The sequence below is a fragment of the Rubrivirga sp. genome, assembly GCF_965213695.1.
Classification (GTDB): domain Bacteria; phylum Bacteroidota; class Rhodothermia; order Rhodothermales; family Rubricoccaceae; genus Rubrivirga.
Genome location: NZ_OZ243912.1, coordinates 2,046,392 through 2,061,507 on the forward strand (window position 1 = coordinate 2,046,392; position 15,116 = coordinate 2,061,507).

Consider the following 15,116-nt stretch of genomic DNA (forward strand, 5'->3'; position numbering starts at 1 on the left):
ATCACGGGGGCCGGCCAACGTGGGCAACCCGTGTGGAGAACTTGGCCGCGACGGTCCTGCCCCGTCGGCACGACCGACCGGCAGGCGGACCGGCCCGGCTCCAGAGCGGGCGGGGGGACGAGCGGCTTGGAGACGGCCTCAAGCGCCGGATCGACGGACGGGAAGAATGGAATGGCGCATTTCCATTCGAGTACCGTTGAGTCCGATCCGGTGCCGTGTGGGCGGGGCTTCGCTCACGGCGTCGCCGTCCCCACCGCGTGCCATGAAACCCTACTCCCGCCCTTACCACAAGAGCACCCGCCTCCGGCACTTCGCGGCCGGCGTCGGCGGGGTCGTCCTCCTCTTTACCCTTCTCGCCGCGTCGCGCGTCGGCATCGCCCCGATGGAGCCCGGCGAGCCGAGGGAGATCGTCGTCGACGTGGTCGACGTCCCGTGCGACGAGCCGTTCGACCGGGACGTCGAGGTCCTCCCCGACACGCTGGGCGGCGACGCCCGCCTCCACGTCGTCGTCCGCAAGCGGGACTGCTGCTGCTGCCTGGGCGGGGACGCCGACTTCGGCGTGCTCCGCGAGGGGGGCGCGCGGCGGCTCGACGGCCGCCCGAGGCCTGAGCGTCCGCCGGTCGTCCGCGAGGACGTCCGCCGGGACACGGTCCGGGTTGGGAGCGTCGTCCCGCCGGCACGCCCGCTCCCGCCGTCGTCCGCGCAGCCCACGCCGATGGCTGGTGTGTTCGGCCCGGTCGCGGCCCCCGTCCCCAGCGCGTCGCGGGCGGGGATCCCGTGGTGGATCGCCCTGGGCGCCGGGGCCTTGTATTTCCTCAGGGGGCGGGAGGACCGGCCGCCGGGCGGCGTCTGCGAAGACGACGAGGTGGGCCGCAACTCGGGGCCGCCGCGGACGGGGTGCTGGCCTCGGGTCCAGGCCCCCTTCTCGCTCGCGCACCGCTCGCTGTAGCGCACGTCGGGAGCCCGAGCACGGACCTCGGACGAGCCGCGGTCGTTCCGGGACCGCGCCGCCGCGGAGCGGCCCCCGCCCTGCGTTGCCCATGCTCGTCGTCTACCTCGACCCCTACTTCCTCGGCGACCCGCTGTTCGTGCCCGGCCTGGCCCGCGACGTCGCCGCCCGGGGGACCGGGCTGGTCCTGATCCACGGGAGCGGCGAGCGGGGCGAGCGGGCGCTCGAATCCCTCGGCCGGATGCCGACGGCGGCCGACGGCGTCTGGCGGGTCGACGACGCTGAGGGGAGGGCGGCGGTCGAGCGGGCGACCCGGGACCTCAACCGCGAGGTCGTCCACGAGCTCAACGAGGCAGGCGTCTCGGCCATCCGCGTGATGGGCGCCGACCGGGGCCTGCTCAAGGTCGCCGACGGCCACGTCGTGGCGGGGCGGACGGGCTGGCTGGGGGACCTCGTGGGCCAGGGCGTCGTCGCGGTCGTGGCGTCGCTGGCCGCGGGCGAGGGCGCGCTCGTCGAGGTCGACCCGGCCCGCTCGGCGGGCGTGCTGGCGGCCTCGCTGGAGGTCCCGGTCGCCGCGCTCTCGACGGCCTCGCTGGACGGCGACGGGGCGCTCGCGGACCACCAAGGGGTCGTCCCGGACGCCGAGGCCATCCGGCGGGCGGGTGGGGAGCGCGGCCACGTACGCGTAGGCCTCCGCGCGGCTCTCCGGCAGCCAGGGGGGCCAACCGCCGTGTTGTCGGTGGGATGAGCCCGTGGCGCGGACAGCGGACCGCCCCAAATGGCCTCGTTTAGGGGGGCGCCGCTTGATCGCCGGGCGCGGAGACGGTATGTTGAAGCCCCTGGCGGGCCCAGAACGGCGATCTGCCGAGGGCCCGCCGCCCATTTTCCCCCAACCCTCCCCTCACTATGGCCAGCATGTATAGCAAGCTCCAGGAGCACGTCGCCTCCCTGGAGGACGACTTCGGCAAGTTCTACGACAAGGGCAACAAGGCCGCCGGCACTCGGGTCCGGAAGGGCATGCAGGAGCTCAAGCAGCTCGCCCAGGACATCCGCGTGGACGTCCAGGACAAGAAGAACGACTAGCTCGTCTGTCCCGACCCTGCGAGGCCGCGTCACTCGGTGACGTGGCCTCGTCTCGTTTGGCCCCGGCCCCATGCGCATCGTCACCCTCGCCGTCGTCCTCGCCGTCTTCGTCACCGCCCAGGCTCAGGAGGCCGACACGCTGCGGGCCGCCGACGGCTGGCGCTCGTCGCTCGTCGCGTCGCTGGCGGGCAACCAGGCGGCCTTCTCGAACTGGCAGGAGGGCGGCGTCAGCGCGCTCGCGGCCACGGCCGAGGTCGACGGCCAGTTCGACCGCGTCGTCGGGTCGGTCCTCACGACGCAGGAGCTCCGGCTGGCGCTGGGCGTGCTGCGCCAGGACACGCTGGCCCTCCGCAAGGCACTCGACGTGGCCCGCTACGCCGTGACCGCCGAGCTCGCGTCGGACCGCCCGATCCGCCCGGCCGTCTCGGCGACCGTCCGCAGCCAGTTCGCGCCGGGCTACGACTACGCCCCGGCCGCCGCCGACTACCCGTCGCTGTCGGTCGTGCCGGGCCAAGCGCTCAAAGTGTCCGATGCGCTCGCCCCGCTCGTCTTTGCCCAGACCGTGGGCCTGGCGTACCGGCCCGGCAACGGGCTGGTCGGACGGTTGGGGCTGGGGCTGAAGGAGACGGTCGTCGCGATTGAGCGGCTCCGGCCGGTCTACGGCAACGCCCTCGACGAGGCGGTCCGCGTCGAGGCCGGCGTCGACGCCGAGCTGGCCCTGGAGCGGCCGTTGGCGGAGAACGTCACGCTGCGGTCGCGGCTGGCGGCGTTCCAGGGGTTCAGCCAGATCGGGGCCGAGGCGCCGGACGTCGTGTTCGAGAACGGGCTCGTGCTCAAGGTCAACGACGTGCTCAACGTCCGCATCGAGGGGACGGCCCTGTACGACGCCGACGTGTCGGCCGACGTCCAGCTCCGCGAGGTCCTGAGCGTCGGCGTGTCGCTGGGGTTGCTGTAAGCGGGTCCCGTCGGGGCGCTGGCGAGGGCAGGCTCTACAGTCGATCTCTCCCCCCATTCGTCATCCTCGCGAACGCGGGGATCCATAGGGAGCTTCTCGCCAAGGAGCTGCTGCGTGTGGATTCCCGCGTGCGCGAGAATGACGGGTGTGAGTTGGACGCTCTCTGAAAGACGTAGCAGCCCTGGCTGTGATGGGGCCGGCCACACACAGACCGCTCGACTCCCCCTGACTCTGACCCCGCCCCTCCCGTTCGACGGTCGCCGCCACGCCCGGCGGGTCGCGGCGGTGTACGCGCTGGCGACCGTCGCCCTGTGGCCGATCCCCGTTTTCGGTGTGCTCCACGCCGAGGCGAGCGCGGTGCTCGCGGCGGTCGGCTGCCTGACGGCGGCGGTGGGGAGCGTCGGGGTGTTCCAGCGCGGCGCGGAGCTGGGGGCCGTCGCCCGCGCCCACCTGGGACTGCTCGCGGTGCCCCTGGGGCTGCTGACCGTGTCGCTGCTGTGGCGGCCCAACTGCGGCTACCTCCAGGGCCTCGGGCTGTTTTTGGTTCTCGTCCCGCCGAGCGTGCTGTTCGGGTTGGGGCTGGCGGTCGCGATCACGGGCCTGCGCGTCCGCGCGCCCCGAACGACGGCGGCGATCACCGCGCTCGTCGTCGCGCTCGCCGGCGTCGCGGTCGATCTCTTGGTTCACCCGCAGCTGTTCACCTACAGCTCCGTCTTCGGCGGCGTGCTCGGCCCGATCTACGACGAGGAGCTGGCGATCCGGCCGGGCCTGTTCGCGGCGAAGGCCCAGACGCTGCTGTGGGCCGTCGCGCTCGTGGCGGTCGGGCGAGCCGCGCGGGGAGGAGGGCGGAGGGCGGTCCGACTTGGCGCCGCCGCGCTCGCCGGGGTCGTCGTCTCGGTCGTGGCCGGGCAGCCGTTGGGGATCGTCCAGACCGAGCGGGGGATCCAGCGCGTGCTCTCGGCGCGCGTCGACCTCGGTCCGGTCGTGCTCCACCTCGCGCCGGACACGCCCGTTCCCGAGCGGGCGCGGCTGGCGAGCGAGGCGCTGTTCCGGTTCGAGACGCTGTCGGCGCGGCTGGGCGTCCGCCCCCCGGTCCCGGTCGCCGTCTACCTCTACCCGGACGCCGACACCAAGGCGGCGCTCATCGGCTCGCGCGAGACGAGCGTGGTCCCGGTGTGGCTCCCGACGCCCCAGGTCCACATGCTGGCCGACGAGGTCGAGCGGTCGCTGGGCCACGAGCTGGTCCACGTGCTGGCGCGCGAGGTCGGGATGCCAGTCGTGAAGGCGTCGCCGGCCGTCGGCCTCGTTGAGGGGCTGGCCGTCGCGCTCGAACCGCCCGACGGGCTGCCGGACGCGACCGCGCTCGTCGTCGCCGGCCGCGTGCTGGAGGACGGGGCCGGCGGGCTGGGCGACCCGGCCGACGCGGTCCGCCGGACGATGTCGCCGGGCGGGTTCTGGACAGCGCGGGCGGGCGTGGCCTACACGGCGAACGGGGCGTTCGTGGCCTGGCTCCTGGACCGCTTCGGGGCCGAGCCGCTCCGCCGGGCGTACCGGACGGGCCGCTTCGAGCCCGCCTACGGCCGCTCGCTCGCGTCCCTCGCCGACGCCTGGGCCGCCGACCTCGCCCAGATCCCCGTCGACCCCGAGGCGGTCGCCGTGGCCCGGTGGCTCTTTTCGCGGCCGTCGCTGTTCGAGGCGCGGTGCCCGCACCACCTGCCCGCCTACGCCCGGCTCACGCGCGACGGCGCCCAAGCGTGGGACGACGGCGACGTGGCCGCTGCCGCCCGCGCCTTCCGGGCAGCGCGGGCCGACAACCCGTTGTGGCTGCCCGCTCTTCGCGGCGACTTGCGCGCCCGGCTCGCGAGCGGGGAGCCCGCCACCGCGGCCGACCTCGACCGGGCCGTCGCCCTGGCCGACAGCGTCCCCGACGCCGCCGCCCTCGTCCACCTCGCCGACGTCCGCCGCCTGCTCGGCCGCGACGCCGCCGCGACCTACCGCGCCGCCGCCGACTCGCTCGCGCCCGTCGACGCCGTCGGCCGGCTGCTCGTCCGCCAGCGGGCCGGGCTCTCGCGCGACGTCCTGCGCGAGTGGCTCGGGGCGACGCCCGGCGACGTCCCGCCGTCGCTCCGGGCCGAGGCCCCGGTCCTGGCCGCGCTCGACCTCGCAGCCGACGACCGGCCGTCCGAGGCCTGGGCCTTGGCTCGCGCGTGGTGCCCGGACGACCTGAGTCGCGACGTGACCGGGGGCGTCGCAACCTCCGGGACAAGGCTCCCTCCCCACCCTCTGGGGGGTGAGGGGGGGCGATCCATGCTCGGGCCGTGGGCCGGCCCCTCACCCTGTCCCTCTCCCACGGGGAGAGGGGACGCCGTCGGGGGAGGGCGCGACGAGTCCGACGACTCGGCGACCGAGGGGCGCCGCGTGCTCCGCCTCCTCCAGGGCACAATGGCGTACCGGGCCGGAGCCCTCACGGCCAGCGCGCGTCTACTCGCCGGCCTCGACTCGGCGTTCGCCGCGAGGGGCCCCCGGAGCTTGGCCGCCCTGGCCGCCGACCGCGCTCGGCGGACCGCCTGGCGCCAGAGCCTGGCCGACCCTCCGCCTATCTTCGCCGATCCCCAGCCCGCCCCCGATGCCCTCACTCCGTGCTCTGCCGCTCGTCGCCCTGCTGCTCGCGACGGGCTGCGCGCTCCCTGAGGAGGAGCTCGGGGCCACGCCCGACGCCGTCCCGCCCGCCCGCGTCGGCGAGACGATCGTGGCCGACGCCCGCGTCGGGGCCCTCCAGCTCCACGTGCTCGGCGACGAGGCCACGCTGCCCGTCACGACGCTCGGCGCGAATCAGCCGCTCCGGCTCGAGTTCGACCTGATCGGCCAGGAGGTCGGGCTGCCCCTCGACATCTCGTTCGTCCACACCGACCGGCTCGGGCGCGTGGACCTGCTGCCGGGCGAGTACCTCGACGGGTTCGAGACCGACCGGATCTTGGACTACGAGCGGTCCGGCTCGGCCGTCGACGTGCCCTACGTCCACTACCGCTACGATTTTCCGAACGCCAACGTCGGCTTCCGGGTGAGCGGGAACTACCGGGCGGTCGTCCGCGACACCGACGGGGCGCTGCTGTTCGACGTCCCGTTCTTCGTGACCGAGCAGCTCGCCGAGGTCGACCTCGTGTTCGGGTCGGCGATCCAGGACGGGTCGGTCGGGTTCGCGATCCAGCCGGCGGCGCGCTTACGGCCGGACGCGCGGCTCCAGGAGTACGACGGCTCGCAGTACACGGTCTGCTTCGGGCGGAACGGGCGGACGGACAACCTCCGGTGCGCGCCCCAGCCGTCGCTCGTGGACCTGGCGCTGTACCAGTTCTACCTGCCCCGCGACCAGGCGTTCGCCGAGCAGTCGGCCCTGTTCGAGGTCGACCTCGGGTTCTTGGGCGTCAACACGGAGGTCGTCGAGGTGGACCGGGCGGCGGCCCCGCCGACAGCGCTCTTGGACCTCGACTTCGCCGAGTTCGGCGGCGACGTCCGCCAGGCCGTGCTGGCGTCGATCCCCCTTATCGAGACCTCGTACCGCGACGTCGGCCGCGCGGACGTCGACGCCGAGTACGTGGCCACCACGTTCCGCTACGTCCCGCCCCAGAGCCGCCAGTCGCCGCGGCGCGTCTACGTCGTCGGCCCGTTCAACGGCTGGCGGCGGACGCCCGAGAGCGAGATGGAGTGGGTCGACGCGAACGGCCGCTACGAGCGGACGCTCCTGCTCAAGCAAGGCCGCTACGTCTACGGCTACGTCGGGGCGGACGCCCAGACGCCCGGGCTCAGCGGGCCCTCGCTGTTCACGGCCTACGCCTACCTCGCCGACCCCCGCCGCTTTACCGATCGCCTGATCGCCGTCCGCAGCGGCGTCGCGCGGTGAGGAGGAGTGTGGGTAGCCGACTCCGCCCTTTTCGTTCGCCTCCGTCCCCGTCCGCCCCGATACTCCCACACCCCCACACTCCCCACTCGGTCCCATGCTCCGTTGGTTCACGCTCGCCTCGGCCGTCCTGCTCGTCGGCGGTTGCTCCACCGTCCAGCCCGTCGCCACGCCGACCCCAGCTCGGGCCGACACGACGGACTCCGCAGACGACGACTTCAAGCCGTTCGATGAGGTCGTCACGGACGACGCCGAGACGGATGAGGGCCTGTTCGACGTCCACCTCGAGGACGGCGGCTCGAAGCTGCTCGTCCAGATCCCGGACTCCCTGTTCGGCCGCGAGATGCTGATCGTGAGCCGGCTCGCCAAGACGACCGAGGGCTACGAGTACGGCGGGACGAAGGTGAACACCCAGGCCGTCCGCTGGGAGCGACACGGCGACCACGTCCTGCTGCGGACGGTCCGCTACGCGAACGTCGCCGACCCGTCGCTGCCGGTCTACCAGGCCGTCCAGGACTCCCAGTTCGAGCCGATCGTGGCCCGGCTCGCCATCGAGGCCATCGGGCCGGACTCGGCGTCGGTCGTCGTGGACCTGACGAAGACGTTCACGACGGACCTCCCGGTGTTCGGGCTGCCGCGAGGGGCGCGCGAGGAGTTCAAGGTGCGGAAGCTCGACACCGACCGCTCGTTCCTGGCCCGGGCGATGGCGTTCCCCCGCAACGTCGAGGTCCGCTCGGTCCTGACGTACGACGCGGCCGAGCCGCCGGAGAACGCCTCGACGGGCACGCTGTCGGTCGAGATGGCCCACTCGATGGTCCTCCTGCCCGACGACCCGATGCGCCCGCGCCGGCACGACCCGCGCGTCGGCTACTTCTCGATCGCCCAGACCGACTACGGCCTGTCGGCCCAGCGCGCCGAGGAGCGCCGCTACATCACGCGCTGGCAGCTGGTCCCGAGCGATATGGAAACCTACGCCAGGGGCGAGCTCGTCGAGCCGGTCGAGCCCATCGTCTACTACATCGACCCGGCGACGCCGGCCGAGTGGCGCGAGCCGCTGAAGCAGGGCGTCCGGGACTGGAACGTGGCCTTCGAGGCGGCCGGCTTCAAGAACGCGATCCGCGCTGAGGACGCCCCGGCCGACGACCCGGACTGGAGCCCCGAGGACGTCCGGTACTCCGTCATCCGCTACCTCGCGTCCGACGTCCAGAACGCCCAGGGCCCGCACGTCCACGACCCGCGGACGGGCCAGATCCTGGAGTCCGACATCCGGTGGTTCCACAACGTGATGAACCTGCTCCGGAACTGGTACTTCGTCCAGACCGCCGCCGTGGACCCGGCCGCGCGCGGGACCACGTTCCGCCAGGACGTGATGGGCGAGCTCGTCCGGTTCGTGTCGGCCCACGAGGTCGGCCACACGCTGGGGCTCCCGCACAACTGGATCTCGTCGACGGCGTATCCGGTCGACAGCCTGCGGAGCCCGACGTTCACGGCGACGCACGGGACGGCGCCGTCGATCATGGACTACGCCCGGTTCAACTACGTCGCCCAGCCCGGCGACGGCGTGACCCAGCTCATGCCGCGCGTCGGCGAGTACGACATCTGGGCCGTCAAGTGGGGCTACACCTACTTCCCCGACGCCGCGTCGGAGGCCGAGGAGCGGGCCCGGCTCCAGGCCATGTTGGCCGAGGTCCGCGACGACCCGGCGCTCCGCTACGGGGCCCAGACGTTCGACCCCGTCGACCCGCGCTCGCAGGCCGAGGACCTGGGCGACGACGCCGTGTACGCCTCGACGCTGGGGCTGGCGAACCTGCGCCGGATCGTCCCCAACCTGATGACGTGGACGACGGCGGCCGGTGAGCCCTACGATGACCTCGACGAGCTCTACGGCCAGGTCGTGGCCCAGTGGGGCCGCTACCTCGGCCACGTCGGGCGCCAGATCGGCGGGGTCACCATCGACCCGAAGACGGCCGACGAGGCCGGCCCGGTCTACCAACCCGTCGACGCCGACCGCCAGCGGGCGGCCCTGGCGTTCCTGGTCGACGAGGGGTTCACGACGCCGGACTGGCTGCTCGACACGGACGTCCTGTCGCGGACCCAGCCGGCCGGCGTGCTCGGGACCGTCCAGCGGTTGCAGGAGTCGGCGCTCACGCGCGTCCTCGACCCGGTCCGCATCGGGCGGCTCGCGGAGGCCGAGTGGCTCGGCGGCGACGCCTACCCGGCGGCCGAGATGATGGACGACCTCCAGGCCGGCCTCTTCCGCGAGATCGACCGGGGCGCGGCCATCGACGCCTCGCGGCGCGCGCTCCAGCGGGCCTACGTGGACCGGCTGGGCGAGCTCTTGAACGAGTCGCCGTCGGCGGTGCCGGCCGCGTTCGTGGACCGGGCCTACGGCTACCGGCCCGAGGCCATCGAGCGCTCGGAGGTCCGGCCCCTCGCGCGCGGCGCGCTGCTGACGTTGGAGGACGAGATCGCGGCGGCGCTCCCGCGCTACCGGGCCGCCGGCGAGCGGTCCGAGCGGTACCACCTCTTGGACCTCCAGGCCCGGATCGAGACCATCCTCGACCCGGAGGACTGACCGGGTGAGGAGTGGAGGGTGATGGGTGAAGAGAGACTGGCCCATCACCCCTCACCCTTCACACATCACCCGTTATGCTCGACCTCCGCGCCGCCCAGCCCGACGTCCTGGTCCTGGTCGGGACCCAGACCGGCAACTCGGAGGTCGTCGCCGACGCCATCGCCGACGCGCTCGGCGACCTCGGTTTCGCCGCCCATCTTCTCGACATGGCCGAGGCCTACCCCGAGGTCCTGGCCGACTACCGCCAGGTCGTCGCCGTGACCTGCACCTGGTCCGACGGGACGTTCCCCGACAACGCCGTCGACTTCGTCGAGGCGCTCGACGCCGTCCGCCCCGACCTCTCGGGCGTCCGGTTCGGCGTCTGCGGCCTGGGCGACCGCGACTACGACCCGTACTACCAGACGGCCGCGATGCGCTTGGTCGGCCTCTTGCGTGCGTCGGGCGCGACCGAGGCCCAGCCGCTCCACGACATCGACGGCGGACCGACGGCGGACGACGTGGCCGGCGCGGTGGCCTGGGCGGTCCGGTGCGCGACGGCGTTTGCCAGGTAGGTTCGGGGTTCTCGGTTCGGGGTTCGGCTTCGAGTGAGTGCGAGGCCGTGTCAGGCGCACGGTGATCTCGTCGCCCCAAGAGGAAGCATCTTCAGTCCCCAGTCCCCAGTCTCCGCCCGTGACCCTCGCCGACCTCGACCTGTCCGACCTCCGGTTCCGCACCTCCGACGAGGTGGCCGGCGACCTCCGCCGCGCGTGTGAAGCGAACCCGGACCTGGCGACGGTCGAGACCATCGGCGAGAGCGAGGAGGGGAGGCCCATCGCGGGCGTGACGCTGGGCTACGGGCCCCGCCTGGTGACCCTCGTCGCCGGGGCCCACGCCGACGAGCCCGTCGGCCCGGAGACGTTGCGGACGCTCGTCCTCGAAGGGCTGGCGGCGCGTGGGTGGGGAACGGACGACGGGGGCCTCGAAGACCTCTGGGAGCAGGTCACGTTGCGGATCGTCCCCCACCTCAACCCCGACGGCGAGGCGCGCAATCAAGGGTGGATCGAGCGGTGGGACGCAGACCGCCCGGCCGAGACGCTGGGCCACTACCTCCGGGGCCGTCGCCGCGAGCCGCCGGGCCGCGACATCGAGTTCGGCTACCCGGACCTCCGGCCGGAGAACCGGGCGGCGACCGCGTTCCTGTTCTCCGGCCCGCCGGTCGCGCTCCACGCGAGCCTGCACGGGATGGGGTTTTCGGAGGGCGCGCTGCTGCTCGTCGAACGTCGCTGGCTCGGCACGGACCGCGACGCCCCCCTCCGCGTCGGCTGGGCCCAGGCCGCGGCCGACGCTGGGCTCGCGCTCCACGACCACGACCGCGGCGGCGACAAGGGGTTCCGCTACGGTGGCCCCGGGTTCTGGAGCACGCCCGAGGGCGCGGCGATGCAGCGCCACTTCCTCGACGCGGGCGACCCGGAGACGGCCGCCCTCTTCCGCCGCTCGTCGATGGAGCAGGCGATCACGACGGCGCCCGACCGTCCGCCGCTGTGCGTCGTGCCCGAGTTGCCGCTGTTTGTGCTCGGCGCTCCGCACGACGGTCCGCCCGGCATCCCGGCAACGCTGCTGGACTTTCGAGAGGCGATGCCCGAGATGATCGAGCGGGCCGCCGAGGGCGACGACCTCACGGATGCCGTCGAGCGGTTCGGCATTCGGTGCCTCGGCCTGGAGACCCAGGTGCGGCTTCAGCTCCAGATGCTCGACCTCGCGCTGGACGCCGTGCGCTAGGCGCCCATCAGCACTTGCAGCGATTCCAGGATCCGCTCTCCGAACAGACCACACAGCGCCCCGATCAGGAGCGCACTCCGCCAGCTCGCCGGCAACTGGATCCTCTGCCCCAGGTCCAGGTTCTCGTACACGTTGAATACGATCAGGGCCAAGAGGGGAGCCGCGATCCACTCCGCCCCACCGACCGAGGCCAGCACCTCGCTAGCGGTGGGCACTGGCGAGTCGCTCGCGTCGTCGGTGGCCACGTCCATCGCCGCGCCGAGCAGGAGTCCAAGGAACGCCCAGGCGACCGTGAGCACCGAGAGCATCCAGGGGTCCGGCGAGATCGTGTGAGTCGCCGACGCGTGGACGAACGACGGAGCGACAGTCGTCTCCCGCGACGTGTCTTCGACGAAGCCAGTGCGCACCGAGAACGTCCTGGTCCTGGGCTCGAAGAGGCCCCGTCCGAACGAGACGTCGAAGTGCGTCTCGAAGGCGCCGCCAGGTGGGACCGTCGCGAAGGTGCTCCAATCTGGGAGCTCGGCGTGCATCCGTTCGGCTTTCCGGAGGACCCGCTCGTACGCTTGTCGGAGCGCTGCGGCGTCCCCGCCGTCTTCGTCGAACGAGGCGTCCAGCAGTCGTCTGGCGTCGACCACGTCTTCGACCTCGTAGAGGTATGTCTCAGCGCGCATGACGGCGTTGCTGAGGGCGTCCCCGACACGGCCCGAGCCCAGCCGTAAGAGCGTCCGGGGGAGAGAGCCGATCCGGGCGGCTCCGGTGGCCGTCGTGAGGGCTTCGGTGAACATCTCGGCGTAGGCCCGGGTGATCTGGTCCCGGATCGCGCCTGACCTAACGATCTCGTAGTCCTGATGGAGCCGCGTCAGCCGGCGGAGCTCTTCGTCCAACTCGGTCTGCTTGTGAAACAGGTCGAGGTCGAACGCCTCTGGGGCCTTGATCCCCTCGCCAACGAGCGGGTCGATTCGCGTCAGGTGGACGCTTGCTTCCCCCTTGTTCTCGATGCGGAGCTTGAAGGAGACCCGGCGTGCGCGCGGAGGGGTGGGGAGCGGGTTCAGAGCGGCGACGAGGTCGGCCATGGTATCGGGCATCGGAGGGGACTCCGACGTTAGCGCGCCCGCCTCGAACGCTACCCGATCACCAAAAAAAAGCGGGTGCACCCAGGCGGCTCACGCCGACGGCCGGGCGCGCCTCCGCCTTCCGACGCTCGACCTGGCGCTGGCGACCGTGACCGCCAGCGCCGGCCCGGGCTCAGCTCGGCATGATCTTGTCGAGCAGGCCCCCGTCCTCCTGGGCCTTCTGGACGGCCGCCTTCGGGCTCGCCATCCCGAGGTCCGGCTTCTCGCCGCGCGGCGTCATCCGCTCGATCGAGAACGTGCTCCGGCCGTCGAAGCTCTCGCCGCCCGACCAGTTGCCTTCGGGCTGCGGGACCGACTCGTCCTTCCCGAACGTGAGGAACGTGTAGTTGAACTCGGCCGGCTCGATGCTCTGGTCGAAGTTGTTCGGGATCGGGTGGTTCTCGCGTCCGCCGAGCTCCTCCCACGCCGCGAGCCACTGGTTCTGGTGCATCGTGTCGCGCGCGACGAGGTAGGCCAGCATGTCCTTCATGCCCGCGTCGTCGGTCATCTTGTAGAGCTGGCACGCCAACATCCGGCCCGTCGACTCCGCGACGGCGTTGGCCAGCATGTCGGCGGCCGTGTTCCCGCTCGCGTAGCAGTGGGAGGCGTTGAACGGGACGCCGCTCGCGTCGACGGGCATCGCCGCCATGCACGTCGTGATCACGTGCTGGACGTTCATGCCGCCCAGCGCGGCGGCCACCATCGGGTCCTTGGCCGCCTCGTCCTGCTCGAGCGGGGCGCCCTCGAGGTTCAGGGCGACGGCGGTCGCGAGCATCTCGATGTGGGCGATCTCCTCGGTCCCGGTCTCCAAGAGCATGTCGCGGTACTTGGCCGGGCCCCGGGCGCCCCACGCCTGGAACAGGTACTGGAGGCACACGCGGATCTCGCCCTGGATCCCGCCGATGGCTTGCTGGAGGGCCTTGGCGAAGACCGGGTTGGGCGTGTCGACGCGGACCGGGTACTGGAGCTTGCCGCCGTCGTGGTAAAACATTGGGAGGGGGGGGAGTGAGCGGCCCCAACCCCCGGCGATCCGCCTGGCTCCGGCCCCGGAGGGGGTTCCGAACTTTCCCGACCCTTCCCTCGGGGCGCCTCCGGTGGCCCAACCGGAGCGACCCCTACGCCGAGCCCCGAGCGTTCCCTGCGCGGCCGGCCGCTACCCGAAGAACAGCAGGCACATCCACACCGCGAAAAGCATAGCGGCCACGTCGGCGATCAAGCCGGCCGGGAGCGCGTGCCGCGTCTTGCTCACGCCGACGGCCCCGAAGTACACCGCGATCACGTAGAACGTGGTCTCGGTCGAGCCGAACATGGTCGAGGCCATCCGGGTGATGAGCGACGTCTCGCCGTACTGGGCCGCCAGGTCGGCCACGATGGCGACCGAGCCGGAGCCCGTGAGCGGCCGGACGATGGCCATCGGCAGGACCTCGGCCGGCATCCCGACGAGCGCGAGCACCGGCGCGAGCGCGCCGCTCAGCCACTCCATCGCGCCCGACGCCCGGAACATCCCAATCGCGAACAAGATGGCCACGAGGTACGGCAGGATCCGGACGGCCAGCCCGAACCCCTCCTTGCCGCCCTCGACGAACGACTCGTAGACCGGCACGCGCTTGAGCAGCCCGTACAGGGGGATCCCCACGATCATCGCCGGCAGGACGAAGACCGAGACGACGCTGATGATCTCGCGGAACGTGTCCATGGCTCAGCCCTCCTCGGCGACGACGGCGACCGTCCGCCCGTCGCGGTTGGGGTCGGTCGCCCGGTAGCGGCGGAGCCGGCCCAGCCCCTTGGCCGCCACGATGGCCACGATCAGCGACCCGACGGTCGTGAACAGGATCGGGAAGTAGACGTTGTTGGTCTCGATGCCCAGGATCGCGATGAGCGTGATCGGCGGGATGAGCTGGACGCTGGCCGTGTTGAGCGCGAGCAGCATCGCCATCGAGTCGGTCGCCGTGTCGGGCTCGGGGTTGAGCGTCTGGAGCTCCTCCATCGCCTTGATCCCGAACGGCGTGGCCGCATTCCCCAGCCCGAACACATTCGCCGCCAGGTTGAGCGCGATCATGCCCATCGCCGGGTGGTCTCGGGGGATGTCCGGGAAGAGGGGCCGGAGCACGGGGCGGACCAGCTTGACCAGCCCGTAGATGATGCCGGCGTCCTCGGCGATCTTGCTCAGCCCCAAGAACAGCACCAACACGCCGACCAGCCCGATGGCAATCGTCACGGCGACCTCGGCGAGGTCGATGGCGGCCGTCGTGATGGCGCCGAGCTTGACGAACCGGACCGGCGCGAACTGCAACCCGGCCGTCGCCGCGGTCCCGTCGGGGCTGATCGTGACCGACTGCAATGTGCCTTGCAAGATCTGGTCGCGTGGATTCGTCGCGTCGCGGATGACGTCGAGCGGGGCCGGCAGCTCGGCCTCGGCGTCCAAGACCAGCTCGGGCGTCCCGTCGGCCGTGGCGCGGAGGGTGGCGTCGTAGGCCGGCGCGGGCGTCCCGTCGGCGACGCCGTAGAACTGGCGGAACGCGAGCGGGTCGAGGACGAGCCGGGCCGGCTGGCGCGGCGCGTCGGCGTCGAACGGCCGCTCGAACTCGAGGCGGACCGGGAGCGGGTCCGCGTTCCGGTACGTGTCGCCGACGACGTCGCCGAGGTCGCTGGCCAGCGCGAACACCAGGCTGACGATGATGAGGCCGGCCCAGATGTAGTTGAGCATGGAGGCGGGGAGGGGGCCGCAAGGTCGCCGCGACTCCGACCGGGCGCAACCGCGGCGCCCTCGGGTCGGCCACACCCAGCCG

General features: G+C 72.5%; 13 protein-coding genes. 9 read left to right on the top strand and 4 right to left on the bottom strand.

Features of this window, described 5'->3' with window-relative positions; translation table 11 throughout:
- Window positions 1–262 precede the first annotated feature (262 nt).
- From ACOOHE_RS08920 to ACOOHE_RS08960, 9 genes are all read left to right on the top strand, one after another.
- The gene (locus ACOOHE_RS08920) at window positions 263–949 is read left to right on the top strand and encodes a hypothetical protein (RefSeq protein WP_420457453.1); all 687 of its coding nucleotides are present in this window, start codon (window positions 263–265) and stop codon (window positions 947–949) included.
- A gap of 91 nt (window positions 950–1,040) precedes the next feature.
- Window positions 1,041–1,697, top strand: a complete 657-nt coding sequence (locus ACOOHE_RS08925) for a hypothetical protein (RefSeq protein WP_420457454.1) — start codon at window positions 1,041–1,043, stop codon at window positions 1,695–1,697.
- Between the two features lie 167 nt (window positions 1,698–1,864).
- The gene (locus ACOOHE_RS08930; RefSeq protein WP_420457611.1) at window positions 1,865–2,032 is read left to right on the top strand and encodes a histone H1; all 168 of its coding nucleotides are present in this window, start codon (window positions 1,865–1,867) and stop codon (window positions 2,030–2,032) included.
- 70 nt (window positions 2,033–2,102) lie between these two features.
- The gene (locus tag ACOOHE_RS08935) at window positions 2,103–2,987 is read left to right on the top strand and encodes a DUF3078 domain-containing protein (protein ID WP_420457455.1); all 885 of its coding nucleotides are present in this window, start codon (window positions 2,103–2,105) and stop codon (window positions 2,985–2,987) included.
- Window positions 2,988–3,272: 285 nt separating this feature from the next.
- Window positions 3,273–5,678 carry a hypothetical protein gene (locus tag ACOOHE_RS08940; RefSeq protein WP_420457456.1) on the top strand — a complete coding sequence of 802 codons (2,406 nt, stop codon included), beginning with the start codon at window positions 3,273–3,275 and terminating at the stop codon, window positions 5,676–5,678.
- Window positions 5,614–6,885, top strand: a complete 1,272-nt coding sequence (locus ACOOHE_RS08945) for a type IX secretion system plug protein domain-containing protein (protein ID WP_420457457.1) — start codon at window positions 5,614–5,616, stop codon at window positions 6,883–6,885. The genes ACOOHE_RS08940 and ACOOHE_RS08945 overlap by 65 nt, the downstream gene beginning before the upstream one ends.
- A gap of 94 nt (window positions 6,886–6,979) precedes the next feature.
- Window positions 6,980–9,457: a zinc-dependent metalloprotease gene (locus tag ACOOHE_RS08950; protein WP_420457458.1), complete on the top strand. Its 2,478-nt coding sequence runs from the start codon at window positions 6,980–6,982 to the stop codon at window positions 9,455–9,457.
- A 74-nt stretch (window positions 9,458–9,531) separates the two neighbouring features.
- Entirely contained in the window at window positions 9,532–10,008 is a 477-nt protein-coding gene (locus ACOOHE_RS08955; protein WP_420457459.1) for a flavodoxin domain-containing protein, read from the top strand.
- Between the two features lie 118 nt (window positions 10,009–10,126).
- Complete coding sequence (locus tag ACOOHE_RS08960) at window positions 10,127–11,215, top strand: M14 family zinc carboxypeptidase (RefSeq protein WP_420457460.1); 1,089 nt, start codon at window positions 10,127–10,129, stop codon at window positions 11,213–11,215.
- On the opposite strand, the gene ACOOHE_RS08965 is transcribed toward ACOOHE_RS08960, so the two are convergent.
- The 4 genes from ACOOHE_RS08965 to ACOOHE_RS08980 form a co-directional block, all read right to left on the bottom strand.
- Window positions 11,212–12,288 carry a hypothetical protein gene (locus ACOOHE_RS08965; protein WP_420457461.1) on the bottom strand — a complete coding sequence of 359 codons (1,077 nt, stop codon included), beginning with the start codon at window positions 12,286–12,288 and terminating at the stop codon, window positions 11,212–11,214. The two genes, ACOOHE_RS08960 and ACOOHE_RS08965, sit on opposite strands and share 4 nt — an antisense overlap.
- Before the next feature lie 172 nt (window positions 12,289–12,460).
- Window positions 12,461–13,318, bottom strand: a complete 858-nt coding sequence (locus ACOOHE_RS08970; protein ID WP_420457462.1) for a manganese catalase family protein — start codon at window positions 13,316–13,318, stop codon at window positions 12,461–12,463.
- A 162-nt stretch (window positions 13,319–13,480) separates the two neighbouring features.
- The gene (locus tag ACOOHE_RS08975) at window positions 13,481–14,023 is read right to left on the bottom strand and encodes a spore maturation protein (protein ID WP_420457463.1); all 543 of its coding nucleotides are present in this window, start codon (window positions 14,021–14,023) and stop codon (window positions 13,481–13,483) included.
- Between the two features lie 3 nt (window positions 14,024–14,026).
- Window positions 14,027–15,034 (bottom strand): nucleoside recognition domain-containing protein, encoded by a 1,008-nt coding sequence (locus ACOOHE_RS08980; protein ID WP_420457464.1) that lies wholly within the window; start codon window positions 15,032–15,034, stop codon window positions 14,027–14,029.
- Window positions 15,035–15,116: the final 82 nt, after the last annotated feature.

Bases quoted from the DNA above. Each gene is read 5' to 3' on its own strand.
- ACOOHE_RS08920 (WP_420457453.1), top strand. From the start codon at position 263: ATGAAACCCTACTCCCGCCCTTACCACAAGAGCACCCGCCTCCGGCAC.
- ACOOHE_RS08925 (WP_420457454.1), top strand. From the start codon at position 1,041: ATGCTCGTCGTCTACCTCGACCCCTACTTCCTCGGCGACCCGCTGTTC.
- ACOOHE_RS08930 (WP_420457611.1), top strand. From the start codon at position 1,865: ATGTATAGCAAGCTCCAGGAGCACGTCGCCTCCCTGGAGGACGACTTC.
- ACOOHE_RS08935 (WP_420457455.1), top strand. From the start codon at position 2,103: ATGCGCATCGTCACCCTCGCCGTCGTCCTCGCCGTCTTCGTCACCGCC.
- ACOOHE_RS08945 (WP_420457457.1), top strand. From the start codon at position 5,614: ATGCCCTCACTCCGTGCTCTGCCGCTCGTCGCCCTGCTGCTCGCGACG.
- ACOOHE_RS08950 (WP_420457458.1), top strand. From the start codon at position 6,980: ATGCTCCGTTGGTTCACGCTCGCCTCGGCCGTCCTGCTCGTCGGCGGT.
- ACOOHE_RS08955 (WP_420457459.1), top strand. From the start codon at position 9,532: ATGCTCGACCTCCGCGCCGCCCAGCCCGACGTCCTGGTCCTGGTCGGG.
- ACOOHE_RS08965 (WP_420457461.1), bottom strand. From the start codon at position 12,288: ATGGCCGACCTCGTCGCCGCTCTGAACCCGCTCCCCACCCCTCCGCGC.
- ACOOHE_RS08970 (WP_420457462.1), bottom strand. From the start codon at position 13,318: ATGTTTTACCACGACGGCGGCAAGCTCCAGTACCCGGTCCGCGTCGAC.
- ACOOHE_RS08975 (WP_420457463.1), bottom strand. From the start codon at position 14,023: ATGGACACGTTCCGCGAGATCATCAGCGTCGTCTCGGTCTTCGTCCTG.
- ACOOHE_RS08980 (WP_420457464.1), bottom strand. From the start codon at position 15,034: ATGCTCAACTACATCTGGGCCGGCCTCATCATCGTCAGCCTGGTGTTC.